Annotated in this window: 24 protein-coding genes; 22 read left to right on the top strand and 2 right to left on the bottom strand. The window is 60.7% G+C overall.

Annotated features, from left to right (window positions below):
- Window positions 1-16: 16 nt before the first annotated feature.
- The 3 genes from LOY53_RS18305 to LOY53_RS18295 all read left to right on the top strand — a co-directional run bounded on the left by LOY53_RS18305 (window position 17) and on the right by LOY53_RS18295 (window position 2137).
- On the top strand, window positions 17-1342 hold the full coding sequence (locus LOY53_RS18305) for an MFS transporter (protein WP_099454840.1): 1326 nt from the start codon (window positions 17-19) through the stop codon (window positions 1340-1342).
- Between the two features lie 137 nt (window positions 1343-1479).
- Window positions 1480-1734: a type II toxin-antitoxin system MqsR family toxin gene (locus LOY53_RS18300; protein ID WP_309475935.1), complete on the top strand. Its 255-nt coding sequence runs from the start codon at window positions 1480-1482 to the stop codon at window positions 1732-1734.
- 1 nt (window position 1735) lies between these two features.
- Window positions 1736-2137, top strand: coding sequence for a type II toxin-antitoxin system MqsA family antitoxin (locus LOY53_RS18295; protein ID WP_252825196.1), 402 nt, complete (start codon window positions 1736-1738; stop codon window positions 2135-2137).
- A gap of 71 nt (window positions 2138-2208) precedes the next feature.
- On the opposite strand, the gene LOY53_RS18290 is transcribed toward LOY53_RS18295, so the two are convergent.
- Window positions 2209-3891: an electron transfer flavoprotein-ubiquinone oxidoreductase gene (locus LOY53_RS18290; protein ID WP_258703105.1), complete on the bottom strand. Its 1683-nt coding sequence runs from the start codon at window positions 3889-3891 to the stop codon at window positions 2209-2211.
- Between the two features lie 538 nt (window positions 3892-4429).
- Here LOY53_RS18290 and LOY53_RS18285 point away from each other — a divergent pair.
- The 9 genes from LOY53_RS18285 (at window position 4430) to LOY53_RS18245 (ending at window position 11617) form a co-directional block, all read left to right on the top strand.
- The gene (locus LOY53_RS18285) at window positions 4430-5179 is read left to right on the top strand and encodes an electron transfer flavoprotein subunit beta/FixA family protein (protein WP_027592887.1); all 750 of its coding nucleotides are present in this window, start codon (window positions 4430-4432) and stop codon (window positions 5177-5179) included.
- Window positions 5180-6109, top strand: coding sequence for an electron transfer flavoprotein subunit alpha/FixB family protein (locus tag LOY53_RS18280; RefSeq protein ID WP_027592886.1), 930 nt, complete (start codon window positions 5180-5182; stop codon window positions 6107-6109).
- Window positions 6110-6344: 235 nt separating this feature from the next.
- Complete coding sequence (locus tag LOY53_RS18275; RefSeq protein ID WP_258703104.1) at window positions 6345-7166, top strand: ABC transporter substrate-binding protein; 822 nt, start codon at window positions 6345-6347, stop codon at window positions 7164-7166.
- Window positions 7167-7175: 9 nt separating this feature from the next.
- Window positions 7176-7529 carry a DUF4398 domain-containing protein gene (locus LOY53_RS18270; protein ID WP_027592884.1) on the top strand — a complete coding sequence of 118 codons (354 nt, stop codon included), beginning with the start codon at window positions 7176-7178 and terminating at the stop codon, window positions 7527-7529.
- Complete coding sequence (locus LOY53_RS18265) at window positions 7526-8338, top strand: OmpA family protein (protein ID WP_252825193.1); 813 nt, start codon at window positions 7526-7528, stop codon at window positions 8336-8338. Before LOY53_RS18270 ends, LOY53_RS18265 begins: the two co-directional genes overlap by 4 nt.
- Before the next feature lie 274 nt (window positions 8339-8612).
- Window positions 8613-10055 (top strand): PLP-dependent aminotransferase family protein, encoded by a 1443-nt coding sequence (locus tag LOY53_RS18260; protein ID WP_252825192.1) that lies wholly within the window; start codon window positions 8613-8615, stop codon window positions 10053-10055.
- A gap of 61 nt (window positions 10056-10116) precedes the next feature.
- Complete coding sequence (locus LOY53_RS18255) at window positions 10117-10593, top strand: hypothetical protein (RefSeq protein WP_258704182.1); 477 nt, start codon at window positions 10117-10119, stop codon at window positions 10591-10593.
- Window positions 10594-10723: 130 nt separating this feature from the next.
- Complete coding sequence (locus LOY53_RS18250) at window positions 10724-10978, top strand: YkgJ family cysteine cluster protein (RefSeq protein WP_027592880.1); 255 nt, start codon at window positions 10724-10726, stop codon at window positions 10976-10978.
- Between the two features lie 33 nt (window positions 10979-11011).
- Window positions 11012-11617 carry an START domain-containing protein gene (locus LOY53_RS18245; protein ID WP_252827444.1) on the top strand — a complete coding sequence of 202 codons (606 nt, stop codon included), beginning with the start codon at window positions 11012-11014 and terminating at the stop codon, window positions 11615-11617.
- An 85-nt stretch (window positions 11618-11702) separates the two neighbouring features.
- On the opposite strand, the gene gltA is transcribed toward LOY53_RS18245, so the two are convergent.
- Window positions 11703-12992 carry a citrate synthase gene (gene gltA / locus LOY53_RS18240; protein ID WP_027592878.1) on the bottom strand — a complete coding sequence of 430 codons (1290 nt, stop codon included), beginning with the start codon at window positions 12990-12992 and terminating at the stop codon, window positions 11703-11705.
- Window positions 12993-13343: 351 nt separating this feature from the next.
- Between gltA and sdhC the strand changes: the two genes are divergently transcribed.
- The 10 genes from sdhC to brnQ all read left to right on the top strand — a co-directional run bounded on the left by sdhC (window position 13344) and on the right by brnQ (window position 26485).
- Complete coding sequence (gene sdhC, locus LOY53_RS18235) at window positions 13344-13730, top strand: succinate dehydrogenase, cytochrome b556 subunit (RefSeq protein ID WP_077068487.1); 387 nt, start codon at window positions 13344-13346, stop codon at window positions 13728-13730.
- Window positions 13724-14092: a succinate dehydrogenase, hydrophobic membrane anchor protein gene (gene sdhD, locus LOY53_RS18230; RefSeq protein WP_027592876.1), complete on the top strand. Its 369-nt coding sequence runs from the start codon at window positions 13724-13726 to the stop codon at window positions 14090-14092. The genes sdhC and sdhD overlap by 7 nt, the downstream gene beginning before the upstream one ends.
- Window positions 14093-14095: 3 nt before the next feature.
- Window positions 14096-15868 carry a succinate dehydrogenase flavoprotein subunit gene (sdhA, locus tag LOY53_RS18225; protein ID WP_027592875.1) on the top strand — a complete coding sequence of 591 codons (1773 nt, stop codon included), beginning with the start codon at window positions 14096-14098 and terminating at the stop codon, window positions 15866-15868.
- A gap of 11 nt (window positions 15869-15879) precedes the next feature.
- Complete coding sequence (locus tag LOY53_RS18220) at window positions 15880-16584, top strand: succinate dehydrogenase iron-sulfur subunit (protein WP_008091906.1); 705 nt, start codon at window positions 15880-15882, stop codon at window positions 16582-16584.
- Between the two features lie 245 nt (window positions 16585-16829).
- Window positions 16830-19661 (top strand): 2-oxoglutarate dehydrogenase E1 component, encoded by a 2832-nt coding sequence (locus LOY53_RS18215; protein WP_027592874.1) that lies wholly within the window; start codon window positions 16830-16832, stop codon window positions 19659-19661.
- Window positions 19662-19703: 42 nt separating this feature from the next.
- The gene (gene odhB, locus LOY53_RS18210; RefSeq protein WP_027592873.1) at window positions 19704-20924 is read left to right on the top strand and encodes a 2-oxoglutarate dehydrogenase complex dihydrolipoyllysine-residue succinyltransferase; all 1221 of its coding nucleotides are present in this window, start codon (window positions 19704-19706) and stop codon (window positions 20922-20924) included.
- 93 nt (window positions 20925-21017) lie between these two features.
- Entirely contained in the window at window positions 21018-22454 is a 1437-nt protein-coding gene (gene lpdA, locus LOY53_RS18205) for a dihydrolipoyl dehydrogenase (RefSeq protein WP_099454834.1), read from the top strand.
- A 172-nt stretch (window positions 22455-22626) separates the two neighbouring features.
- Complete coding sequence (gene sucC / locus LOY53_RS18200) at window positions 22627-23793, top strand: ADP-forming succinate--CoA ligase subunit beta (RefSeq protein ID WP_008091914.1); 1167 nt, start codon at window positions 22627-22629, stop codon at window positions 23791-23793.
- Window positions 23793-24677, top strand: coding sequence for a succinate--CoA ligase subunit alpha (gene sucD, locus LOY53_RS18195; RefSeq protein ID WP_003254203.1), 885 nt, complete (start codon window positions 23793-23795; stop codon window positions 24675-24677). The genes sucC and sucD overlap by 1 nt, the downstream gene beginning before the upstream one ends.
- 494 nt (window positions 24678-25171) lie before the next feature.
- Window positions 25172-26485 carry a branched-chain amino acid transport system II carrier protein gene (gene brnQ / locus LOY53_RS18190; protein WP_027592871.1) on the top strand — a complete coding sequence of 438 codons (1314 nt, stop codon included), beginning with the start codon at window positions 25172-25174 and terminating at the stop codon, window positions 26483-26485.
- The last annotated feature ends 4 nt before the right edge of the window (window positions 26486-26489 follow it).

The raw sequence follows: 26489 nt of genomic DNA, 5'->3' as shown, positions 1-26489 counted from the left end.
ATCTGCGGACTCTGCCATGACTGCCATCGATACCGCTCGCCCGCCACGGTTCAGCCGTGGCGACCACCGGACCTTGGGCCTGGCGGCACTGGGTGGCGCGCTGGAAATCTACGATTTCATCATCTTCGTGTTCTTCGCCCTGACCCTCAGCAAGCTATTTTTCCCGCCAGAGATGCCTGAATGGCTGCGCTTGCTGCAAAGCTTCGGGATCTTCGTCACTGGTTACCTGGCGCGGCCACTGGGCGGCATCCTGATGGCGCATTTCGCCGATCATCTGGGGCGCAAGCGGGTGTTTAGCCTAAGCATCCTGATGATGGCCCTGCCATGCCTGCTGATCGGTGTAATGCCGACGTACGCCGATATCGGCTATGCCGCGCCGTTGATCCTGCTGGCGCTGCGCATTCTGCAGGGGGCGGCAGTCGGGGGCGAAGTGCCCAGTGCCTGGACGTTCGTCGCCGAGCATGCGCCACCTGGGCGACGAGGCTACGCCCTGGGCTTCTTGCAGGCTGGGCTTACCTTCGGTTACTTGCTGGGCGCACTGACGGCCACGCTGCTGGCGCAGGTGTTCACCCCTGAAGAAATTCTCGACCATGCCTGGCGCTACCCCTTCCTGCTGGGTGGGGTGTTTGGCGTGATAGGCGTGTGGCTGCGCCGATGGCTCAGCGAAACGCCCGTGTTCCTGGCCTTGCGCGAGCGCCAAGAGCAGCCGGTGGCGTTTCCGCTGCGGCGCGTGCTGGGCGAGCATCGCCGGGCGCTGATCCCAGCGGCGCTGCTGACCTGTGTGCTGACGTCGGCGGTGGTGGTGCTGGTGGTGATCACGCCGACGGTGATGCAACAGCGTTTTGGCATGACTGCCGGGCACACCTTTGCCCTCAGCAGTGCGGGCATTGTCTTCCTTAATATCGGTTGTGTGCTGGCCGGCCTGCTGGTCGATCGCCTGGGCGCCTGGCGAGCGCTGATGATCTACAGCCTGCTGCTGCCGCTGGGCATCGGTGTGTTGTATGCAAGCCTGGTGGGCCAGTGGGGCGCAACCTGGCTGGCTTATGCCGTGGCAGGGCTGTGCTGTGGCGTGGTGGGCGTGGTGCCGTCGGTGATGGTCGGGCTGTTCCCTGCGCAGATCCGAGTGTCGGGCATTTCCTTCACGTATAACGTCGCCTATGCCCTGTGGGCCAGTACCACGCCGCTGGCGCTGATCGCCTTGATGCCGTGGAGCCCATGGGTGTGTGTCGGGTTTTGTCTGATCATGGGCATGGTGGGGCTGCTCACTGCCCTGTACTTCGGGCGTCGCGAGCCCTTGGCGTTTGCGGCGGAGCCCATGCCGATCATGTGCGGTGACAAATGAGCCAGTAGCCGCTGGCAGGTGGTGAGGCAGACTTCCGGGTGGGGGCTATTGGAATAACCTATTAGCCAAATTTAACCTGGAAGGTTAATTTCTCATGGAAAAGAGAACGCCTCAATTGCCCACTCGATCGGGTGCGAGTGCTGTTGAGCCAGGGCAAGGTCAATACAACACAATCGGCGACGCAGGGAGCGCTGGCGTTGGGTTTAGGGCCCTTTGACATCGTCGACATCGTTCGTGGCTTGTCCGTCAAGGATTTCTATAAAAGCATGACGACCTACCATGATCACCGCCTTTGGCAAGATGTCTATCGCCCCCAAACTACAGTTGGTAGGGTCTATCTCAAGTTAATGGTGATTGATGATCTGCTGATCGTGTCATTCAAGGAGCTTTGATATGAAATGCCCGATGTGTGGAGGAGCGGAGCTAGTCGCACAGGCGCATGACATGCCATACCAGTATAAAGGTGAGGCAACTGTAATTCCCGATGTCTTCGGCGATTACTGCGCTGCATGCGGCGAGAGTGTGCTGAGTATGGATGAAGCTCAGCGCATCAGTGACCTGATGTCGGCGTTCAATCGCCAGGTCAACGCTGCGGCGGTCGACCCGGGTTTCATCGTCTCAGTGCGCAAGAAATTCGATCTCGACCAGCGTGAAGCAGGGGAGATCTTCGGGGGTGGCGTCAATGCGTTCTCCCGTTACGAAAACGGTAAAACCAGGCCACCCGTGGCGTTGGTCAAACTGTTCAAACTGCTGGATCGCCACCCGGAACTGTTCGAAGAAGTACGCACTGCCTGATGCAGGTAGGCAGCAAAAAGCCCCCGGCTCTGACGAGGCGGGGGCTTTTTAGTGCCGCGAGGGCAGGGGCCTTACATGTTCGGGTAGTTCGGCCCGCCGGCGCCTTCAGGGGTTACCCAGGTGATGTTCTGGGCGGGGTCCTTGATGTCGCAGGTCTTGCAGTGCACGCAGTTTTGCGCGTTGATCTGGAAGCGCTTGCTGCCGTCATCCTGGCTGACCACTTCGTACACGCCGGCAGGGCAGTAACGCTGGGCCGGCTCGTCGTACAGCGGCAGGTTGCTGGCGATTGGAATGCTCGGGTCGGTCAGTTTCAGGTGGCAGGGTTGTTCCTCTTCATGGTTGGTGCTGGAGAGGAATACCGAGCTGAGCTTGTCGAAGCTGAGCTTGCCGTCTGGTTTCGGGTAGTCGATTTTTTTCGAGTCGGCTGCGAGCTTGAGGCAGGCGTAATCCGGCTTGGTGTCGTGCAGCGTGAAGGGCAGCTTGCCGGCGAACCAGTTCTGATCGATGTAGTTGAACGCACCACCCAGGATCGGCCCGAACTTGTGCAGCGCCGGGCCGAAGTTTCGGCTGGCGAACAGCTCTTCGTGCAGCCAGCTGGCCTTGAAGGCATCGACATAGGTAGTGAGTGCGTCGCCGCCCTCGCTGCCTGCGATCAACGCATCGGCGACCGCTTCTGCGGCGAGCATGCCGGATTTCATTGCGGTGTGGCTACCCTTGATCTTGGCGAAGTTCAGGGTGCCGAGGTCGCAGCCGATCAATGCGCCACCGTTGAATACCATCTTGGGCAACGAGTTGAGGCCGCCTTTGCAGATGGCGCGGGCGCCGTAGCTGATGCGCTTGCCGCCTTCGAGGTACTGCTTCATCACCGGGTGGTGCTTGAGGCGCTGGAACTCATCGAACGGCGACAGGTAGGCATTGCTGTAGGACAGGTCGACGATCAGGCCCACCACCACCTGGTTGTTTTCCAGGTGATAGAGGAACGAACCACCGGTGTTTTCGGCGCTCATCACGTCCAGCGGCCAGCCTGCGGTGTGCACCACCAGGCCCTGCTCGTGCTTGCTTGGGTCGATTTCCCAGATTTCCTTGAGGCCGATGCCGTAGTGCTGGACGTCGGACTCGCTGTCGAGGTTGAAGCGCTTGATCAGCTGCTTGCCGATATGGCCGCGGCAACCTTCGGCGAACAGGGTGTACTTGGCACGCAGTTCCATGCCAGGGGTGTACAGGCCGTCTTTCGGGTTGCCTTCGCGGTCGACACCCAGGTCGCCGGTGACGATGCCGCGTACCACGCCGTCTTCATCGAACAGCGCTTCCTGGGCAGCGAAGCCTGGGTAGATTTCAACGCCCAGGTTTTCGGCCTGCTGGGCCAGCCAGCGGCACAGGTTGCCCAGGGAGATGATGTAGTTGCCGTGGTTGTGCATGGTCTTGGGCACGAACAGGTCGGGGACCTTGGTCGAGCTGCCTGCATCCTTCAGCACATAGATATCGTCGCGCTTGACCTCGGTGTTCAGCGGCGCGCCGAGTGCCTTCCAGTCAGGGAACAGTTCGTTCAGTGCGCGCGGCTCGAACACCGCGCCGGAGAGGATGTGCGCACCGACTTCGGAGCCTTTTTCGACCACGCAGACGCTGATCTCGCTACCGGCTTCGGCGGCCTTCTGCTTCAGGCGGCAGGCGGCGGACAGCCCCGCCGGGCCGGCGCCGACGATGACCACGTCGAATTCCATGTATTCGCGTTCCACTGGTTCTCTCCTACTCATCAAGGCTCGTGCTGTTGCTTTGTCTTATGGGTGTGGGGTGATCATGCGCACCGCGCTTCACGGGAGCGGAGCTGTAGCAGCGCAGAGGATGGACTACACCGTTTTGTCTTGGCCGCGCATTATATCTACACCACTTGGCGGGTCCAATACAAACGTTTGTTTGAATTTGCCGCAGGCCAGTAAAATCACAGGCGTACGGCTGGAGGGTGACCGATTTGCCGTATTGACCGGATTGGGTGTTGCGGTCAAGATACGAGCGGTTTTACGTTCGCCGTAGGCTTACCGCCGGGCGCAGGTACACCTCTAAAGACCAGGTGTGGAGTAAGGCTTTCGGGCCAATTCACGGTATGTAGTGGAGTTTACACGCCACCACAGAAAATGACCCGCGGGTATTTGCCGCAAGCGTCGCGACAAGACTGCTCGGTCACCTTGAAGTTTGCTTCTTCCGGTACGTTTTTAGAGGTGCCCTTGTACCCACGCGCATCGCCGGGCATGTCCCCAGGCGACTTTCTATTCACCGGAGAGTAACGAGGAATCCATGAAGGTTCTTGTAGCTGTCAAACGAGTGGTCGACTACAACGTCAAGGTTCGCGTCAAAGCGGACAACTCCGGCGTCGACCTTGCAAACGTCAAGATGTCCATGAACCCCTTCTGCGAAATCGCCGTTGAGGAAGCTGTACGCCTGAAAGAGAAGGGCGTTGCGACCGAGATCGTCGTTGTTTCCGTCGGCCCGACCACTGCCCAGGAGCAGCTGCGTACTGCGCTGGCACTGGGTGCCGATCGTGCCATTCTGGTCGAAGCCGCTGATGAGCTGAATTCGCTGGCCGTGGCCAAGGCGCTGAAAGCCGTTGTCGACAAAGAGCAGCCACAGCTGGTCATTCTCGGCAAGCAGGCCATCGACAGCGACAACAACCAGACCGGCCAGATGCTGGCTGCGCTGACCGGCTACGCCCAAGGCACCTTCGCCTCCAAGGTCGAAGTCGCTGGCGACAAACTGAACGTCACCCGTGAAATCGATGGCGGCTTGCAGACCGTATCGCTGAGCCTGCCAGCGATCGTCACCACCGACCTGCGCCTGAACGAGCCGCGCTACGCGTCGCTGCCGAACATCATGAAGGCCAAGAAGAAGCCGCTGGAGACCGTTACGCCAGACGCGCTGGGCGTATCGCTCGCGTCCACCAACAAGACCCTGAAAGTCGAAGCGCCGGCTGCACGCAGCGCGGGTATCAAGGTCAAGTCGGTGGCCGAACTGGTCGAGAAGCTGAAGAACGAAGCGAAGGTAATCTAAATGACTATCCTGGTTGTCGCTGAATACGAGAACGGTGCTGTTGCCCCGTCCACCCTGAACACTGTCGCCGCAGCCGCCAAGATCGGTGGTGATGTGCACGTGCTGGTCGCTGGCCAGAACGTCGGCGGCGTTGCCGAATCTGCTGCCAAGATCGCGGGTGTTGCCAAGGTACTGGTTGCTGACAACGCAGCCTACGCCCACGTCCTGCCGGAAAACGTCGCGCCGCTGATCGTCGAGCTGGCAAAGGGTTACAGCCACGTGCTGGCCCCGGCCACCACCAACGGCAAGAACATCCTGCCGCGCGTCGCCGCACTGCTGGACGTTGACCAGATCTCCGAGATCATCTCGGTAGAATCGGCTGATACCTTCAAGCGCCCGATCTATGCCGGTAACGCCATTGCCACCGTGCAATCGAGCGCTGCGGTCAAGGTCATCACCGTGCGCACCACTGGTTTCGACGCCGTTGCTGCCGAAGGCGGTTCCGCTGCTGTCGAAACTGTTGGCGCTGCGCACAACGCCGGTATCTCCACCTTCGTCGGCGAAGAGCTGGCCAAGTCTGATCGCCCAGAGCTGACCGCTGCCAAGATCGTCGTTTCCGGCGGCCGTGGCATGGGCAACGGTGACAACTTCAAGCACCTGTACAGCCTGGCCGACAAGCTCGGCGCTGCCGTGGGTGCCTCGCGCGCCGCGGTCGACGCAGGCTTTGTGCCGAACGACATGCAGGTCGGCCAGACCGGCAAAATCGTCGCACCGCAGCTGTACATCGCCGTCGGTATCTCCGGCGCGATCCAACACCTGGCCGGCATGAAAGACTCCAAGGTGATCGTTGCGATCAACAAGGACGAAGAAGCGCCGATCTTCCAGGTGGCCGACTACGGCCTGGTCGCTGACCTGTTCGAAGCGGTTCCGGAGCTGGAAAAGCTGGTCTGATCCGCCTGCTTCACTTATAAAGAAGCCCGGCCCTCGTACTGAGGGCCGGGTTTTTTTATGGCCTTTTCCGATGCAGTGCTTGTCGCGGTTCCTGTAGGAGCAGCCTTGTGCTGAGAAGAGGCAGTCACAGTCACAGAAATTTGTTGGTCATGCCGGCCCTTTCGCAGCACAAGGCTGCTCCTACAGGTGCGGCGTGTACCTGATGGGCCGGGCCAAGCAATACAAGGAGTGAGCAATGGTGCTGCGTAAAGCAGGCGGTGTACTGGCATGCATGGCGGCGATGCTGGCGCCCGTCGCGATGGCGGCAGGCAAGTGCGAACGTTTGGTCGCGACTGGCAGCCCCGATGCGCCCCCGTATTCCTGGCAGGACCCGAAAGACCCCAAGCACCTGATAGGCGCCAATGTCGACCTGTTGCAGCAGGTGGCCAATGAGCTGGGTGTGAAGGTGGACGTGCTGAGTGCAGGGCGACGCGACCAGGCGCTGGAAGAGGTGCGCAGTGGGCGTATGGACCTGCTGCTCGATACACCCCTGCAGGTCGGCCAGCTGACCGCACTGGACTACATCCACCCGCCGTTGCAGTTGAACGAATACCTGGTCTGGACGCGGCATGACGCCGAGCTGGCCTTCGATGGCCCGGCAGACCTGGCCAAGTACCAGGGCAGTTTGTCTGAGCGCGCGCGTCTCACGCCGGCCTTTGAAGCGTTCGCCAAAGCCCACCTGAAGTTGCAGCCCGCGCAAAACCTGACCCAGGCATTCCAGAAACTGGTGCTGGGGCAGGTGGACTATGTGCTCGCCGGGCGCTATTCCGGCATGGCCATGACCCAGAGCCTGGGCATGAGCAACGACCTGATTGCCCGTGGCCTGCCAGTCGATCGCCCAGGGCTGTACCTGGCCGTGTCGCACAACTCGGCGTGCAATGACAGCTGGTTGCGTGGGCAATTGGCGAAAAAACTGACAGAATTGCCGATCTCCGGTGCGTCCGAGGCTGTGCTGCAACGAAATGTCGAGCGCTGGAAGGCGCAGATGCAGGTGCCGCTGGACGCCCCCAAACATTAGGAAGATTGCGTGAGAATCCAACCACTATTCCTTGCTCTGGCCATGCTCGGCCTGGCGGGTTGCGCCAACGACCCGGCGCCGAACGAGCAGCTGCGCATTTCCGAGCAGGCGCTGGAACAGGCCAAGGCCGTTGGCGCCACCGAGCAGGTCGAGGCGCTGAAGCTGGCCGAAGACAAGCTGGCCCGGGCCAAGACCAACATGCTTACCGAAGATTTTCGCGATGCGCGCATGCGTGCCGAGCAGGCCGAGCTGGATGCACGCCTGGCCGAGGCCCAGGTGTTGAACCAGAAGAGTGAAGAGCAGCTGCAAGTGCTGCAATCGCGGGTTACGCGCCTGCGCAAACAGCTGGAGGTGCAGCCATGATGCGCCATACACCCATGACGGCGCTGGTGTTGCTGGCGTTGACGGCAGGCTTGCACGGGTGCGCCAGCCATCGCAGCGAGGCGGCGCTGGATGAAGCCAGTGCCACCTTCCAGAAGGTAAAAGACGACTCCGATGTGCTGCGCAGTGCGCCGCGCGATGTGATTCGTGCCGGTGAATCGCTGGCGCGGGCCGAGCGCCTGTCCAGTTATATCGGTACCGGTTCCGATGTGCGCCACTACGCCTACCTGAGCCAGCGCTACAGCGAAATTGCCAGCGAACATGCCAAGCTTGCGCTGAATCAGGAGCGCCTGGCCAAGCTCGACCTGGAGCGCCAGCGCCTGCAATTGGCGCTGCGTGAAGCGAAGCTTGCCAGCGTGCAGCAGCAAGGCAAGTGGGTCGAGTCGCAGATTGCCGCATTGGCCTCGGAGCAGACGGACCGTGGCTTGGTGATGACCTTGGGCGATGTGCTGTTCGATACCGGGCGTGCCGACCTGAAGAACTCGGCCAGCCGCACGGTGCTCAAGCTGGTGCAGTTCCTCCAGCTCAACCCGCGCCGTGTGGTGCGTATCGAGGGTTACACCGACAGCACCGGCGCCCCGGAAGACAACCTGAAGCTCTCACGTGATCGCGCGCAGGCGGTGGCTGACATGCTGGTGGACCTGGGCATCGACGAAAAGCGTCTGCAGGTTGAAGGCTATGGTGACCAGTACCCGATCGAAGCCAATGCCTCGGAGCGGGGCAGGGCGCAGAATCGCCGGGTGGAAATCGTCTTTTCTGACGACAAGGGCAAGCTCGCCCCCGCGCGTTGATCCCCGATCCTTGTAGGAGCAGCCTTGCGCTGCGAAGAGGCCGGTGGCGACAGCACAATTCTCTAGTGCTGCTCCCGGCCTCTTCGCAGCACAAGGCTGCTCCTACGCCGATTATCGGTGAGTGGGTGAGTTCCTGCGCTGGGGTACTGTCACGCGACTGTAGTGTTGGCTATTCTGCAATCTGTCCCAGTACACTTCGCAACTGTTACGGTATTCTCTGCCGTCAGTGAGTCGCACAACAATAACGAGCCCGTCCGCGCGTCGAGATATCGCCATGACCAACCTGCTGCTTTACCAACGTATCGCCCAGCAACTGGCCGAGGACATCCGTCGCGGTGTCTACCAGCCGGGTGAGCGCGTGCCCTCCGTGCGCAAGATGAGCGCCCAGCTCAATGTCAGCCACGCCACGGTGCTGCAGGCTTATGCCAATCTTGAAGACCAGGGGCTGATCCGCGCGCGCCCGCAGTCGGGCTACTACGTTCACCAGACCCCCGCCCTGACCGCGCAAACACCGGATATCGCCCGGGTAGAACGCCCTGGCCTGGTGACCCGGGCCAGCATCATTCAGCAGGTATTGACCGAGGCGCGCCGCGACGGCGTGTTTCCGTTCGGTGCTGCGGTGCCTCATGTGGATTACCTGCCCGTGCGCGCCCTGCACCAGCAAATTGCCAAGGTGACCCGCTTCCATAGCCCACGTGCGTTCAGTTACATGTTCAGCCCAGGCTTCGAGCCGCTGCGCCGACAGGTCGCCATCCGCATGCGCGATGCCGGTGTGCTGGTCGACCCGCGTGAAATCATCGTGACCCATGGCTGCGTCGATGCCTTGCAGATGTCGCTGCGCGTGCTGACCCGCCCGGGGGACCTGATCGCCGCCGAGTCGCCGACTTACTACGGTTTGCTGCAGTTGGCTGACCTGTTGGGCCTGAAAGTGATCGAAATTCCAAGCGACCCGTCCACCGGGATCAGCCTGGAAGCCTTGCAGTTGGCCGCCAACCAGTGGTCGATCAAGGCGTTGGTGCTGACTTCGCGCCTGAGTAACCCGCTGGGCGGCACCATCCCTGAGGAGCGGCAAAAACAGTTGCTGCGCCTGGCTTCGGACTTCGATATCCAGATCGTCGAAGACGACATCTATGGCGAATTGATGTTCGAACAAGGCAAGACCAAGGCGCTGAAGGCGTTCGACCGGCTGGACCGGGTGATCTATTGCTCGAGCTTTTCCAAGACTTTGTCGCCGGGGGTGCGGGTCGGCTGGATGGTGGCGGGGCGATACCAGGACGAGATCCAGCGCCTGCAGACCTTCACCACCCATTCGGCGTGCAGCGTGACGCAGATGGGGGTGGCCGCTTACCTGGAAAACGGCGGCTATGACCGGCACCTGCGCTACATCCGCCAGGAGTACCGCAAGAACCTCAGTGCTTATCAGTTGGCGGTGCAGCAGCACTTCCCAGAAGGCACGCAGATGACCCGGCCTACCGGCGGTTTCATTCTTTGGGTGAGCCTGCCGGGGCGGGTCAATACCCAGGACCTGCATGTGCGGGCGCTGGAGCAGGGCATCAGTATCGCGCCGGGGTTGATCTTCAGTAACACCGAGCAATTCAACCACTGCATCCGGCTTAACTGCGGCATCCCGTGGAACAAAGAGGCGGAGCGGGCGGTGATTACCCTGGGGCTTTTGGCCCAGCAATTGTGCAGAGAGACTACAGGTTCACTTTTGTAGGCTTGTCAGGCGCAGGCGGAACAGGGAGCATATGCATTTTCCAGCCTGACTGCCGATGTCCATGAAACTGTTGCGCTGTATCGCTCTGAGTTTTTGCCTGGTACCGGTCTGCTGTTTAAGCGGTGTCGCCCAGGCTGCGCAGCCTGCCGGCCAGGCGCAGGCCTCCCAAGCCAAGCCCGTGCAAAAGCCCGTGGCCAAGCCTGCGTCGAAGCAGGCCGCTAACAAAGCTGCCAAGCCTGCCAAAAAGCGTACGCCGCATAAACCGGTCAGCAAGGCGGTGGCTACACCGTTGCCCAAGCCCGCGCTGGATCTGAGTTTACCTGTCGACATGGTCAACGACCTTGAACCGAATGTGGGCAGTTCGGCCACGCGACGCAAACCTTTGCTGCCGGCCATGTTCACTGAAAAGCCACAGAGCGATGAAAGCCCGTTCCAGCTCAATGGCCGCTTGATCAGCAACGAAATGCAGCTGCAACTGCGCAATGAAAGCCGCCGCGAGGTAGAAGGGGCGGCAATCGAGTTTGAGTACCGCCAATAGCCAGGCAACTGACTGCTGGGTCACGGCATATTTCATCGGGCCAGCAATTTCAAACGCATGTTTGAGCGGTTACTATCCGGGGACGTTCGTCCCGTTTTGCTCCAGGGAGACCTGATTTTGGTGAATAACCATGAATTGCCGTGAGGGTTGCGGTGCCTGCTGCATCGCCCCGTCCATCAGCTCTGCAATGCCGCGCATGCCCCAAGGCAAACCGGCCGGCGAGCGCTGCCTGCACCTGACCGTCGACAACCTCTGCGACCTGTTCGGCAAGCCCGAGCGCCCGGCGGTGTGCGGTGGGTTCAAGGCAGACATCGAGGTGTGCGGCAGTGATCGCGATGAGGCAATCAGGATTCTCGGTTGGTGGGAGCAGATGACGGCGGCGTGACAGGCTGGATCTTCGACAATAAGGATAAAGATGATGAGATCGTTCAAGCGTATTGCACTGCTGTGTGGCATGGGTGTGTTGTTGGCGCCCGCTGCCTGGGCCGAGAACTGGCAGGTGGCCAAGGACGAGGAGGGGATCAAGGTTTCCACCAGTGAAGTGGCGGGCTCCAAGTACAAGGCCTACCGCGGCGTTACCGTGATCAAGGCGCCGCTGGCCAAGGTCGAGGCGCTGCAAGAGGACGTGGCCGGGGCGTGTGCCTGGATTCACGAGTGCAAGTCGCAGAAGCTGCTCAAGCATGAAGGTGATCAGAGCTGGACCTACACCCAGTTCAACACCCCATGGCCGGTCACCCCGCGGGACTCGGTGCTGCACATCACCACGGTCAAGGAGGCGGACGGTAGCCTGACGCGTAATCTGAAGGAAGAGCCGACCTATCTCCCGGAGGAGAAGGGCTTCGTGCGGGTGGCGAAAGTCGAGGGCTTCTGGAAGTTGGTGCCCAAGGGTGACGCTACAGAAGTGACCTATCAGGTGCACACCGAGCCGGGCGGCAGTGTGCCGGCGATGGTGGCCAACAAGTTCGTGGTCGATGCGCCGTTCAATACCCTGAAAGGGTTGCGTGAGCGGGCTGAGAAAAACTGAGGGTTCGCGCTGCCTGCTCTGGCACAGGACAAGGCAATAAAAAAGGCTGCCCGAGGGCAGCCTTTTTGCGTTCGGCTCGAGGAGCTTACTTGCGGTCGGTCAGGGCGACGATGTCGCGCTTCTGCTCGCCGGTGTACAGCTGGCGCGGGCGGCCAATCTTGTACGGGCTGGAGAGCATTTCTTTCCAGTGCGAGATCCAGCCGACAGTACGCGCCAGGGCGAAGATCACAGTGAACATGCTGGTCGGAATGCCGATCGCCTTGAGGATGATCCCCGAGTAGAAGTCGACGTTCGGGTACAGCGAGCGCTCGATGAAGTAAGGATCGGTGAGGGCGATCTCTTCCAGGCGCATGGCCAGTTCCAGCTGCGGGTCGTTCTTGATGCCCAGCTCGCGCAGGACTTCGTCGCAGGTCTGCTTCATCACGGTGGCGCGTGGGTCGCGGTTTTTATAAACGCGGTGACCGAAGCCCATGAGCTTGAACGGATCGTTCTTGTCCTTGGCCTTGGCGATGAAGGTGTCGATGTTCGAGACATCGCCGATTTCATCGAGCATGGTCAGTACGGCTTCGTTCGCACCGCCGTGGGCAGGGCCCCACAGTGCGGCGATACCGGCGGCGATACAGGCGAACGGGTTGGCACCCGAGGAGCCTGCCAGGCGTACGGTGGAGGTGGAGGCGTTCTGCTCGTGGTCGGCGTGGAGGATGAAGATCCGGTCCATTGCCTTGGCCAACACCGGGCTGATCGGTTTGATCTCGCACGGGGTGTTGAACATCATGTGCAGGAAGTTTTCCGCGTACGACAGGTCGTTGCGCGGATACATCATCGGCTGACCCATGGAGTACTTGTAAACCATCGCGGCCAGGGTCGGCATCTTGGCGACCAGGCGCACCGCGGAAATTTCGCGGTGTTGCGGGTTATTGATGTCCAGGGAGTCGTGGTAGAACGCCGACAGGGCGCCGACCACACCGCACATCACCGCCATGGGGTGAGCGTCGCGGCGGAAACCGTTGAAGAAGGACTTCAGCTGCTCGTGAACCATGGTGTGGTTTTTCACGGTGCTGACGAACTGGGCCTTCTGCTCGGCATTCGGCAGTTCGCCGTTGAGCAGCAGGTAGCAGGTTTCGAGGTAGTCCGATTGTTCGGCGAGCTGTTCGATCGGGTAGCCGCGGTGCAGCAGAATACCCTTGTCGCCGTCGATGTAGGTGATCTTCGACTCGCACGAGGCAGTCGCCATGAAACCAGGGTCGAAGGTGAAGTGACCAGTGGCCCCCAACCCGCGGACGTCGATTACATCAGGACCAACGGTGCCGGTTAAAATGGGCAGCTCGACGGGGGCAGCGCCCTCGATGACCAACTGCGCTTTTTTGTCAGCCATGTGGCCTCCTATTAATGCTTGAAATCATCAGACAGACCCCCCACGCAGGGCCCGCACCACTATAGAGGGATAAATTCAGATGTCAATTTGCCTAAAGGCTGGTTGAAACGGGGCCTGAGGCCTGATTTTTCTCGAAATTGTCGCCCATTTACGCCTTTTGCTCGCTAAAGGCAATGCGCTATTTGGGCTACCCCATCACGTTGTCATAAGCAGCCTAACTGTCTATACTCGGCACCCGACCGCCAGGGGCTTGCAAGCCCGAACTGCTGGGGGTCGCCGTTCCCTGGGTGGTGGGTACCTGACCAGTACACTTACCAACAACTTTGCCCTGTTCGCTAGGGGCTCTTCAGTGTGAAAAAAGCCGTGAAAAGCCAACGACCTGTAAACCTAGACCTAAGGACCATCAAGCTCCCGATCACCGCGTACACGTCCATTCTGCACCGTATCTCCGGCGTCATCCTGTTCCTCGGCCTGGCCATCATGCTTTATGCATTGGGCAAGTCCCTGGGTTCCGAGGAAGGCTTCGGTGAGGTGAAGGCGTGTCTGACCAGTCCGCTGGCCAAACTGGTGACCTGGGCCCTGCTGTCCGCCCTGCTGTATCACCTGGTGGCAGGTGTTCGCCACCTGATCATGGACATGGGCATCGGTGAGACGCTGGAAGGCGGCAAACTGGGCTCGAAAATCGTGATTGTCATCTCCGTGGTGGTGATCGTTCTGGTGGGAGTTTGGGTATGGTAACCAATGTCACGAACCTGTCGCGTTCGGGCCTCTATGACTGGATGGCACAGCGCGTCTCTGCGGTCGTTCTCGCGGCTTACTTCCTCTTCCTGATCGGTTACGTCGTAGCCCACCCAGGTATCGACTATGCCCAGTGGCACGGTCTGTTCTCCAACAACGCGATGCGGATCTTCAGTCTGCTGGCCCTCGTTGCCCTGGGCGCTCACGCCTGGGTCGGCATGTGGACCATTGCCACCGACTACCTGACGCCAATGGCGTTCGGCAAGTCGGCAACTGCGATTCGTTTCCTGTTCCAGGCGGTATGCGGCGTTGCGATGTTCGCTTACTTCGTCTGGGGTGTGCAGATTCTCTGGGGTATCTGATCCATGGCTAGCATTCCAACTATTTCCTTCGACGCCATCATTATTGGTGGCGGCGGCGCCGGCATGCGCGCAGCGCTGCAGCTGGCTCAAGGTGGTCACAAGACTGCCGTAGTGACCAAGGTCTTCCCGACCCGTTCGCACACTGTATCCGCCCAGGGCGGCATCACCTGCGCCATCGCATCGGCCGACCCGAACGATGACTGGCGCTGGCACATGTACGATACCGTCAAAGGTTCCGACTACATCGGTGACCAGGACGCTATCGAATACATGTGTCAGGAAGGCCCGGCTGCGGTCTTCGAGCTGGACCACATGGGCCTGCCGTTCTCGCGTACCGAAACCGGCCGTATCTACCAGCGTCCGTTCGGTGGCCAGTCCAAGGACTTCGGCAAGGGTGGCCAGGCTGCCCGTACCTGCGCCGCTTCCGACCGTACCGGTCACGCGCTGCTGCACACCCTGTACCAGGGCAACCTGAAAGCCGGCACCACCTTCCTCAACGAGTACTACGCCGTTGACCTGGTGAAGAACCAGGACGGTGCGTTCGTTGGTGTGATCGCCATCTGCATCGAAACCGGCGAAACCCTGTACATCAAGTCCAAGGCCACCGTTCTGGCTACTGGCGGTGCGGGCCGTATCTACGCCTCCACCACCAACGCCCTGATCAACACCGGTGACGGTGTCGGCATGGCCCTGCGTGCCGGTGTACCGGTGCAGGACATCGAAATGTGGCAGTTCCACCCAACCGGCATCGCCGGCGCCGGTGTACTGGTCACCGAGGGTTGCCGCGGTGAGGGTGGCTACCTGATCAACGCCCACGGCGAGCGCTTCATGGAGCGTTACGCGCCGAACGCGAAAGACCTGGCCGGCCGCGACGTCGTTGCCCGTTCCATGGTCAAAGAAATCATCGCCGGCAACGGCGTGGGCCCGAACAAGGACCACGTATTGCTGAAGCTGGACCACCTGGGCGAGGAAGTGCTGCACAGCCGCCTGCCAGGTATCTGCGAACTGTCCAAGACCTTCGCCCACGTCGACCCAGTGGTCGCGCCGGTGCCGGTCGTGCCGACCTGCCACTACATGATGGGTGGTGTTGCCACCAACATTCATGGCCAGGCCATCACCATGGACGCCGAAGGCAAGGACCACATCATTCCGGGTCTGTTCGCCGTAGGTGAAGTGGCATGCGTATCGGTCCACGGCGCCAACCGCCTGGGCGGTAACTCGCTGCTCGACCTGGTCGTGTTCGGCCGTGCTGCCGGCCTGCACCTGGAAAAGGCGCTGACCGAAGGCGTCGAGTACCGCGATGCCAGCGACACCGACGTCGATGTTGCCCTGAACCGCCTGAACAAGCTCAACGAGCGCACCACTGGCGAAGACGTGGCAAGCCTGAAGCGCGAGCTGCAAAGCTGCATGCAGAACTACTTCGGTGTATTCCGTACTGGCGAATACATGCAGAAGGGTATCGAGCAGTTGGCTGGCCTGCGTGACCGCATCGCCAACGTCAAGATCAACGACAAGTCCCAGGCCTTCAACACCGCGCGTATCGAAGCGCTGGAGCTGCAGAACCTGCTGGAAGTTGCCGAAGCTACCGCCATTGCAGCCGAAGCCCGTAAAGAGTCGCGCGGTGCTCACGCCCGTGAAGACTTCGAAGACCGTGACGACGAAAACTGGCTGTGCCACACCCTGTACTACCCGGGTGAGAAGCGCGTTGCCAAGCGCGGCGTCAACTTTGCGCCGAAGACCGTGCCGGCCTTCGAGCCTAAAATCCGGACTTACTAAGGGTGGCTGCTATGTTGAAAGTCGAAGTTTATCGTTACAACCCCGACACCGACTCGGCGCCCAAGATGGAGTCGTTCGACGTCGATACCGGCGGCAAGGACCTGATGGTCCTGGACGTACTGGCACTGATCAAGGAAAAGGACGAGGGTTTCTCGTACCGTCGCTCCTGCCGTGAAGGCGTGTGCGGTTCCGATGGCATGAACATGAACGGCAAGAACGGCCTGGCCTGCATCACCCCGCTGTCGGGCGTGGTCAAGGGCAACAAGCTGGTACTGCGCCCGCTGCCGGGCCTGCCGGTCATTCGTGACCTGGTCGTCGACATGAGCATCTTCTACAAGCAGTACGAGAAGGTGAAGCCGTTCCTGCAGAACGACACGCCGGCCCCGGCCATCGAGCGTCTGCAGTCGCCGGAAGAGCGTGACAAGCTGGACGGTCTGTACGAGTGCATCCTGTGCGCTTGCTGCTCGACCTCTTGCCCGTCGTTCTGGTGGAACCCAGACAAGTTCCTGGGCCCCGCTGCCTTGCTGCAGGCCTATCGCTTCCTGGCCGACAGCCGTGATACCAAGACCCAGGAGCGCCTGGCGTCCCTGGATGACCCGTTCAGCGTCTTCCGCTGCCGTGGGATCATGAACTGCGTAAACGTTTGCCCTAAGGGTCTGAACCCAACCAAGGCAATCGGTCACGTACGTAACATGCTGCTGCAAAGCGGTACCTGATTCAAAGCGTTGTACCTGCAGTAAGCCGAGGTGCGGGTGGTGAGCCCGCACTGAGGTAAAACTCGAGCAAGGGCCCACAAAGCCCGCGCTCATTACCTATGAAGATATGAGACCAGCAGGGGCTTTCCGGGCTGGTACCCGGAAAATCAGCAAGATCCAAGTGGCGTGGTTCAGTCGCTGTGTTCGGACTTTTCCAGGTTTGCTGTGGCTCTCGCCGATCGTCCCCTAACCGAGGGTGACCAAGCATGCAAGAAAGCGTGATGCAGCGCATGTGGGAAAGCGCCCACCTTTCAGGTGGTAACGCTGCATATGTGGAAGAGCTCTACGAGCTTTACCTGCACGACCCTAACGCTGTGCCAGAAGAGTGGCGCACTTACTTCCAGAAGTTGCCAGCCGACGGCAGCACCGCTACCGATGTATCGCACTCGACAATCCGCGACCATTTCGTACTGCTGGCAAAGAACCAGCGCCGCGCCCAACCGGTATCCGCCGGGAGCGTGAGCAGTGAACACGAGAAGAAGCAGGTTGAAGTTCTGCGACTGATCCAGGCCTATCGTATGCGCGGCCATCAGGCTGCCAAGCTCGACCCGTTGGGGTTGTGGCAGCGCCCTGCGCCCGTAGACCTGTCGATCAATCACTACGGCTTGACCAATGCCGATCTTGATACGACCTTCCGTGCCGGCGACCTGTTCATCGGCAAAGAGGAAGCGAGCCTACGCGAGATCTCCGAGGCGCTCCAGAAGACATATTGTCGCACCATTGGCGCCGAGTTCACCCACATCGTCGATTCCGAGCAGCGCAGCTGGTTCCAGCAGCGCCTTGAAAGCGTGCGCGGCCGTCCGGAATTTTCCGCTGACGTGCAGGCTCACCTGCTCGAGCGCGTCACGGCCGGTGAGGGCCTTGAGAAGTACCTGGGCACCAAATACCCAGGCACCAAGCGTTTCGGCCTGGAAGGCGGCGAAAGCCTGATTCCGATGCTGGACGAGATGATCCAGCGCTCCGGCTCCTACGGTACCAAGGAAGTCGTGATCGGCATGGCCCACCGTGGCCGTCTGAACGTGCTGGTCAACACCTTCGGCAAGAACCCGCGCGAGCTGTTCGACGAGTTCGAAGGCAAGAAGATGAACGAGTTGGGCTCCGGTGACGTGAAATATCACCAGGGCTTCTCCTCCAACGTGATGACCACCGGTGGCGAAGTTCACCTGGCCATGGCGTTCAACCCGTCCCACCTGGAGATCGTTTCGCCAGTGGTCGAGGGTTCGGTGCGCGCCCGTCAGGACCGCCGCAACGACACCGTTGGCGACAAGGTACTGCCGATTTCAATCCACGGCGATGCTGCGTTCGCAGGCCAGGGCGTGGTGATGGAAACCTTCCAGATGTCGCAGACCCGCGGTTTCAAGACCGGCGGTACCGTGCACATCGTGATCAACAACCAGGTTGGTTTCACCATCAGCAACCCGCTGGACTCGCGTTCCACCGAGTACGCCACCGACGTTGCCAAGATGATTCAGGCGCCGATCCTGCACGTCAACGGTGATGACCCGGAAGCCGTGCTGTTCGTGACCCAGCTGGCCATCGATTACCGCATGCAGTTCAAGCGTGACGTGGTTATCGACCTGGTTTGCTACCGCCGCCGCGGCCACAACGAGGCCGACGAGCCGAACGGTACCCAGCCGCTGATGTATCAGCAGATCAGCAAGCAGCGCACCACCCGTGAGCTGTATGCCGAAGCGCTGATCCAGGCCGGTCGCATCGACGCCGAGCGTGCTCAGGCCAAGATCGACGAGTACCGCAACGCCCTGGACAATGGCCTGCACGTGGTCAAGAGCCTGGTCAAGGAGCCGAACCGCGAGCTGTTCGTCGACTGGCGTCCGTACCTGGGCCATGCCTGGACTGCGCGTCACGACACCCGCTTCGACCTCAAGACCCTGCAAGACCTGTCGGCCAAGCTGCTTGAGCTGCCAGAAGGTTTCGTGGTTCAGCGTCAGGTATCGAAGATCTACGAAGATCGCCAGAAGATGCAGGCCGGTGGCTTGCCGATCAACTGGGGTTATGCAGAGACCATGGCGTACGCCACCCTGCAGTTCGAAGGTCACCCGATCCGCATGACCGGCCAGGACATCGGCCGTGGCACCTTCTCGCACCGCCACGCGGTCTTGCACAACCAGAAGGACGCCAGCACCTACGTGCCGCTGCAGAACCTGTTCCCAGGCCAGCCGCGCTTCGACCTGTACGACTCCTTCCTGTCGGAAGAAGCGGTACTGGCATTCGAATACGGCTACTCGACCACCACGCCGAACGCGCTGGTGATCTGGGAAGCCCAGTTCGGCGACTTCGCCAACGGCGCGCAAGTGGTGATCGACCAGTTCATCACCAGCGGCGAGCACAAGTGGGGCCGTCTGTGCGGTCTGACCATGCTGCTGCCGCACGGCTATGAAGGGCAGGGCCCGGAGCACTCCTCCGCGCGTCTGGAGCGTTACCTGCAGCTGTGCGCCGAGCACAACATTCAGGTCTGCGTACCGACCACCCCAGCTCAGATCTACCACCTGCTGCGTCGCCAGGTCATCCGTCCGCTGCGCAAGCCGCTGATCGTCCTGACGCCGAAGTCGCTGCTGCGCCACAAGTTGGCCGTCTCGACCTTGGAAGACCTGGCAGAAGGCTCGTTCCAGACCGTGATCCCGGAAATCGACACCCAAGATCCGGCCAAGGTCGAGCGCCTGGTGCTGTGTGGCGGCAAGGTGTACTACGACCTGCTGGAAAAACGCCGTGCCGAAGGCCGCGAAGACATCGCCATCGTGCGTATCGAGCAGCTGTACCCGTTCCCGGAAGACGACCTGGTCGAAATCCTGGCGCCGTACACCAACCTCAAGCATGCAGTCTGGTGTCAGGAAGAGCCGATGAACCAGGGCGCCTGGTACAGCAGCCAGCACCACATGCGCCGTATCCTGGGCCGCCACAACAAGGCACTGGTCCTGGAATACGCCGGCCGCGACGCATCTGCCGCGCCAGCCTGTGGTTACGCTTCGAAGCACGCCGAACAGCAGGAAAAACTGCTGCAAGACGCCTTCACTGTTTAACGCCTTCGCGCACCTGAAACCGAATTTAAGGAAACACTGATAATGGCTATCGAGATCAAAGCCCCAACCTTCCCGGAATCGGTCGCCGACGGCACCGTTGCCACCTGGCACAAGAAGCCGGGCGACGCCGTCAAGCGTGACGAGCTGATCGTCGACATCGAGACTGACAAAGTCGTCCTGGAAGTCCTGGCCACCGCCGATGGCGTGCTGGGCGACATCGTCAAGGGCGAGGGCGATACCGTCCTGTCCGACGAGCTGCTGGGTTCGATCGTTGAAGGTGGCGCTGCCGCCGCGCCTGCTGCTGCTCCGGCCGCTGCTGCCCCGGCTGCGGCTGCCGCCGATGCTGGCGAAGACGACCCGGTTGCCGCGCCTGCCGCACGCAAGCTGGCTGAAGAGAACGGCATCGACCTGGCTACCGTTGCCGGCACCGGCAAAGGCGGTCGCGTTACCAAGGAAGACGTTGTCGCTGCAGTCGCCAACAAGAAGTCTGCACCTGCTGCTGCACCGGCTGCCAAGCCTGCCGCTGCCGCTGCTGCCCCGGTTGTGACCGCCGCTGGCGATCGCACCGAGAAGCGCGTGCCGATGACCCGTCTGCGTGCCAAGATCGCCGAGCGTCTGGTTGAAGCCCAGTCCAACATGGCGATGCTGACCACCTTCAACGAAGTCGACATGACCGAAGTCATGGCCCTGCGTTCGAAGTACAAGGACCTGTTCGAGAAGACCCACAACGGCGTACGCCTGGGCTTCATGTCGTTCTTCGTCAAGGCTGCCACCGAAGCCCTGAAGCGCTTCCCGGCTGTCAACGCCTCGATCGACGGCAACGACATCGTCTACCACGGTTTCGCCGACGTCGGCGTTGCCGTCTCCAGCGATCGTGGCCTGGTAGTACCGGTACTGCGTAACGCCGAGTCGATGAGCCTGGCTGAAATCGAGAACGGCATCGCCACCTTCGGCAAGAAGGCCCGTGATGGCAAACTGTCGATCGAAGAAATGACCGGCGGCACCTTCACCATCACCAACGGTGGTACCTTCGGTTCGATGATGTCGACCCCGATCGTCAACCCGCCGCAGGCTGCCATTCTCGGCATGCACAACATCATCCAGCGCCCGATGGCCATCAATGGTCAAGTGGTCATCCGCCCGATGATGTACCTGGCGCTGTCGTACGATCACCGCCTGATCGACGGCAAGGAAGCGGTAACCTTCCTGGTCACCATCAAGAACCTGCTGGAAGATCCGTCTCGCCTGCTGCTGGACATCTAACCCTCTGGCTGCGTACCGTTCGGCCCCTGGCTTCGAAAGAGGCGGGGCCGCGCGGTTCGCGGCTTGTAGCTTGTAGCTGATAAGGAATCTTTTATGACCCAGAAATTCGACGTAGTGGTGATTGGTGCAGGTCCTGGCGGCTATGTGGCTGCCATCAAGGCTGCCCAACTTGGTCTGAAGACTGCCTGTATCGAGAAATACACCGACGCCGAGGGCAAACTGGCCCTGGGCGGCACCTGCCTGAACGTAGGTTGCATCCCGTCCAAGGCGCTGCTGGACAGCTCCTGGAAGTACAAGGAAGCCAAAGAGAGCTTCAACGTCCACGGTATCTCCACTGGCGAAGTGAAGATGGACGTCGCCGCGATGGTCGGCCGCAAGGCTGGCATCGTCAAGAACCTGACCGGTGGCGTTGCCACCCTGTTCAAGGCTAACGGCGTAACTTCGATCCAGGGCCACGGCAAACTGCTGGCCGGCAAGAAAGTCGAAGTCACCAAGGCTGACGGCACCACCGAAATCATCGAAGCCGACAACGTGATCCTGGCCTCCGGCTCGCGTCCAATCGACATTCCGCCGGCTCCGGTCGACCAGAACGTCATCGTCGACTCCACCGGCGCCCTGGAATTCCAATCGGTTCCCAAGCGTCTGGGTGTGATCGGTGCTGGCGTGATCGGCCTGGAGCTGGGCTCCGTATGGGCGCGCCTGGGCGCTGAAGTCACCGTCCTGGAAGCCCTGGACACCTTCCTGATGGCTGCCGACACCGCCGTGTCGAAAGAAGCCCAGAAGACCCTGACCAAGCAAGGCTTGGACATCAAGCTGGGCGCGCGCGTCACCGGCTCGAAAGTCAACGGCAACGAAGTCGAAGTGACTTACACCAATGCCGAAGGCGAACAGAAGATCACCTTCGACAAGCTGATCGTTGCGGTCGGCCGTCGTCCGGTGACCACTGATCTGCTGGCTGCCGACAGCGGCGTCACCATCGACGAACGTGGCTACATCTTCGTCGACGATCACTGCGCTACCAGCGTGCCGGGCGTGTTCGCCATCGGTGACGTGGTACGTGGCATGATGCTGGCGCACAAGGCCTCGGAAGAGGGCATCATGGTTGTCGAGCGCATCAAAGGCCACAAAGCCCAGATGAACTACGACCTGATCCCATCGGTTATCTACACCCACCCAGAGATCGCGTGGGTCGGCAAGACCGAACAGTCCTTGAAGGCCGAGGGTGTTGAGGTTAACGTAGGCACCTTCCCGTTCGCGGCCAGCGGCCGTGCGATGGCAGCCAACGACACCGGTGGTTTCGTCAAGGTTATCGCTGACGCCAAGACCGACCGCGTACTGGGTGTGCACGTGATTGGCCCATCGGCTGCCGAACTGGTACAGCAGGGCGCAATCGCAATGGAATTCGGCACCAGTGCCGAGGATCTGGGCATGATGGTCTTCAGCCATCCAACCCTGTCCGAAGCGTTGCATGAAGCAGCGCTGGCAGTGAATGGCGGCGCCATTCACGTGGCCAACCGTAAGAAGCGTTAATTATAAGAAACCACGGCGGGCTGCCCGTCGTGAGTCTTGCGTGCATGACTCACCGCGGAAAGTCCGCCGGATCGGACTACACGGGATAACCCGGGGTTAACGGTCACAGGTGGTGCGGCGCCAGCAATGGCGCAGCGCCGAAGCGCAGTACCTAACGAAGACGGTAAAAAGCATGAATCTTCACGAGTATCAGGGTAAGCAGCTGTTCGCTGAATACGGCCTGCCAGTTTCCAAGGGTTTCGCTGTCGATACCCCTGAAGCTGCAGCAGAAGCTTGCGACAAGATCGGCGGTTCCGAGTGGGTTGTTAAAGCCCAGGTTCACGCAGGTGGTCGCGGTAAAGCGGGCGGCGTCAAGCTGGTTCGCAGCAAGGAAGACGCCAAGGCGTTCGCTGCGCAATGGTTGGGCAAGCGCCTGGTAACCTACCAGACCGACGCCAACGGTCAGCCAGTGACCAAGATCCTGGTCGAATCCTGCACTGACATCGCCAAAGAGCTGTACCTGGGCGCTGTAGTCGATCGCTCGAGCCGCCGCATCGTGTTCATGGCCTCCACCGAAGGTGGTGTGGACATCGAGAAAGTCGCTCACGAAACTCCTGAGAAGATCATCAAGGCTACTATCGATCCGCTGGTCGGCGCTCAGCCGTTCCAGGGTCGTGAACTGGCATTCCAGCTGGGTCTGGAAGGCAAGCAAGTTGCACAGTTCGCCAAGATTTTCGTAGGCCTGGCCAAACTGTTCAAAGAACACGACCTGGCCCTGCTGGAAGTCAACCCGCTGGTCATCAAGGCCGACGGCGACCTGCACTGCCTGGATGCGAAGATCAACATCGACGCAAACGCCATGTACCGTCAGCCTAAGCTGAAAACCTTCCACGACCCGTCGCAGGACGATCCTCGTGAAGCCCACGCTGCCAGCTTCGAGCTGAACTACGTGGCCCTGGAAGGCAACATCGGCTGCATGGTCAACGGTGCCGGCCTGGCCATGGGTACCATGGACATCGTCAACCTGCACGGCGGCAAGCCAGCCAACTTCCTCGACGTAGGTGGTGGTGCTACCAAAGAGCGCGTTACCGAAGCCTTCAAGATCATTCTGTCCGACAGCAATGTCGCGGCCGTTCTGGTCAACATCTTCGGCGGCATCGTTCGCTGCGACATGATTGCCGAAGGCATCATCGGTGCAGTGAAAGAAGTCGGCGTTAAAGTTCCGGTTGTCGTTCGCCTCGAAGGCAACAACGCCGAACTGGGCGCTAAAGTACTGGCAGAAAGCGGTTTGAACATCATTGCGGCAACCAGCCTGACCGACGCTGCTCAACAAGTTGTCAAAGCTGCGGAGGGCAAGTAATGAGCGTCCTGATCAATAAAGACACCAAAGTCATCTGCCAGGGCTTCACCGGCTCGCAGGGTACTTTCCACTCCGAACAAGCCATCGCCTACGGCACCAAGATGGTCGGCGGCGTTACCCCAGGCAAGGGTGGCACCACCCACCTGGGCCTGCCGGTGTTCAACACCGTCAAGGAAGCTGTGGAAGCGACCGGCGCTGACGCTTCGGTCATCTACGTTCCGGCTCCGTTCTGCAAAGACTCGATCCTGGAAGCGGCCTTCGGCGGCATCAAGCTGATCGTCTGCATCACCGAAGGCATTCCTACCCTGGACATGCTGGATGCCAAGGTCAAGTGCGACGAGCTGGGCGTTACCCTGATCGGCCCTAACTGCCCAGGCGTCATCACTCCAGGCGAATGCAAGATCGGCATCATGCCAGGTCACATTCACTTGCCAGGCAAGGTCGGTATCGTTTCGCGTTCCGGCACCCTGACCTATGAAGCCGTTAAGCAAACCACCGACGCCGGCTTCGGCCAGTCGACCTGCGTCGGCATCGGCGGTGACCCGATCCCAGGCTCCAACTTCATCGACATCCTGAAGCTGTTCCAGGAAGACCCGAAGACCGAAGCGATCGTCATGATCGGTGAGATCGGCGGTTCGGCTGAAGAAGAAGCCGCGGCCTACATCAAGGCCCACGTCACCAAGCCTGTCGTTTCCTACATCGCGGGTGTTACCGCACCTGCGGGCAAGCGCATGGGCCACGCTGGCGCCATCATCTCTGGCGGCAAAGGCACTGCGGACGAGAAGTTCGCTGCGCTGCAGGACGCAGGTGTTAAAACCGTGCGTTCGCTGGCCGACATCGGCAAGGCCCTGGCCGAGCTGACTGGCTGGGAAGCCAAGAAGTAATACGCTTCACCCCCCACGCGCACAAAGGCCACCTTCGGGTGGCCTTTGTCGTTTACGGGTGCGGCAATCCACAGCTAGCCGATTCTGTAGGAGCAGCCTTGTGCTGCGAAGAGGCCGGTGCAGCCACCCTTAATCTCTATTGCCCACACTGGCCTCTTCGCAGCACAAGGCTGCTCCTACAAGATGAGCGGCAAGCAGTGGGTTTTTCGATGGGTTTGATAGGGATTTTCACACAGACACTTTCCGCCCTGCTGCGATAATTACCCCCGTCCCCGGTCACACAGACGACAAACACATACGCACATCGGACAAGCAGCACTGTGCCAGTGCGTTTAACTGCTAAAACAGTTAATCTACGCGTTCACTCTGTGCCCGTCCCCCAAAAGGGAACGACACGCTAAACGGGTCTGGCTCACCAAGCCGGGCAGCATTTCCCTCATCCATAGGGAAATCCCCTCTCGAATCCCGATTTCAGCAGTGTGGTACTACCTTAAATGAAAGTTCTAAAAGGCCAGGATATCCTGGCGCTTGGCTTTATGACGTTTGCGCTTTTCGTAGGCGCCGGCAATATCATCTTCCCGCCTATCGTCGGTCTGCAGTCTGGCCCGCATGTGTGGATGGCGGCCCTTGGCTTCCTGGTGACCGCCGTGGGCCTACCCGTCATCACCGTGGTCGCGCTGGCCAAGGTCGGTGGCGGCATGGATGCCCTGAGCAGCCCGATCGGTAAGTTCTTCGGTGGCCTGCTGGCCGCTGTGTGCTACCTGTCGGTCGGCCCGCTGTTCGCGACGCCGCGTACCGCGACCGTGTCGTTCGAAGTCGGTGTGGCGCCGTTGACCGGTGAAAGCCCGTTGGCGTTGTTCATCTACAGCCTGGTGTATTTCATCGTGGTGCTGGCGGTGTCCATGTATCCGGGCAAATTGCTCGATACCGTGGGGCGTTTCCTTGCACCGCTGAAGATCATCGCCTTGGCCGTGCTGGGCATCGCCGCGTTCGCGCTGCCTGCCGGCACCATTGGTGAAGCGCAACCGGCCTATGCCGCCGCGGCGTTTTCCAAGGGCTTCTCCGATGGTTACCTGACCATGGACACCCTGGGCGCGCTGGTCTTCGGTATCGTCATCGTCAATGCCATCCGCTCGCGCGGTGTCGAATCGCCGAAGCTGATCACCCGCTATGCCATCATCGCTGGCCTGATCGCGGGTGTGGGCCTGGCACTGGTGTACATCAGCCTGTTCCGCCTGGGTGCCGGCAGCCACGAAATCGCGGCTGACGCTACCAACGGCGCAGCCGTACTGCATGCCTATGTGCAGCATACCTTCGGTTCGCTGGGCAGTGGCTTCCTGGCCGTGTTGATCGCCCTGGCGTGCCTGGTGACCGCGGTTGGCCTGACCTGCGCGTGCGCCGAGTACTTCAGCCAGATTCTGCCGCTGTCGTACCGCGCACTGGTGGTGATCCTGGCGGGCTTCTCGCTGCTGATCTCCAACTTAGGCCTGACCAAGCTGATCATGTTCTCGATCCCGGTGCTGACGGCGATCTATCCGCCGTGCATCGTGGTGGTGGGCCTGAGCTTCGTGAAGGACCTGTGGAACTCGCCAACGCGTATTCTTGCGCCGGTCATGCTGGTGTCGCTGGTGTTCGGTATCGTCGATGCGATCAAAGGCAGCAGCTTGGCGCATGTCCTGCCGGACGCCGCCGCACACCTGCCGCTGAGCGATCAAGGCCTGGCCTGGCTGGTGCCGTCGGTGGTCACCCTGGCCGCTGCCGTGGTCTGCGACCGCATGCTGGGCAAGCCGCGCGAAGCGCTGGCTTGATAGG

Origin of the sequence: Pseudomonas sp. B21-031 (genome assembly GCF_024748985.1) — a bacterium.
Taxonomy (GTDB): Bacteria; Pseudomonadota; Gammaproteobacteria; order Pseudomonadales; family Pseudomonadaceae; genus Aquipseudomonas; species Aquipseudomonas kermanshahensis.
This window is presented reverse-complemented; position numbering and strand designations above follow the sequence as displayed.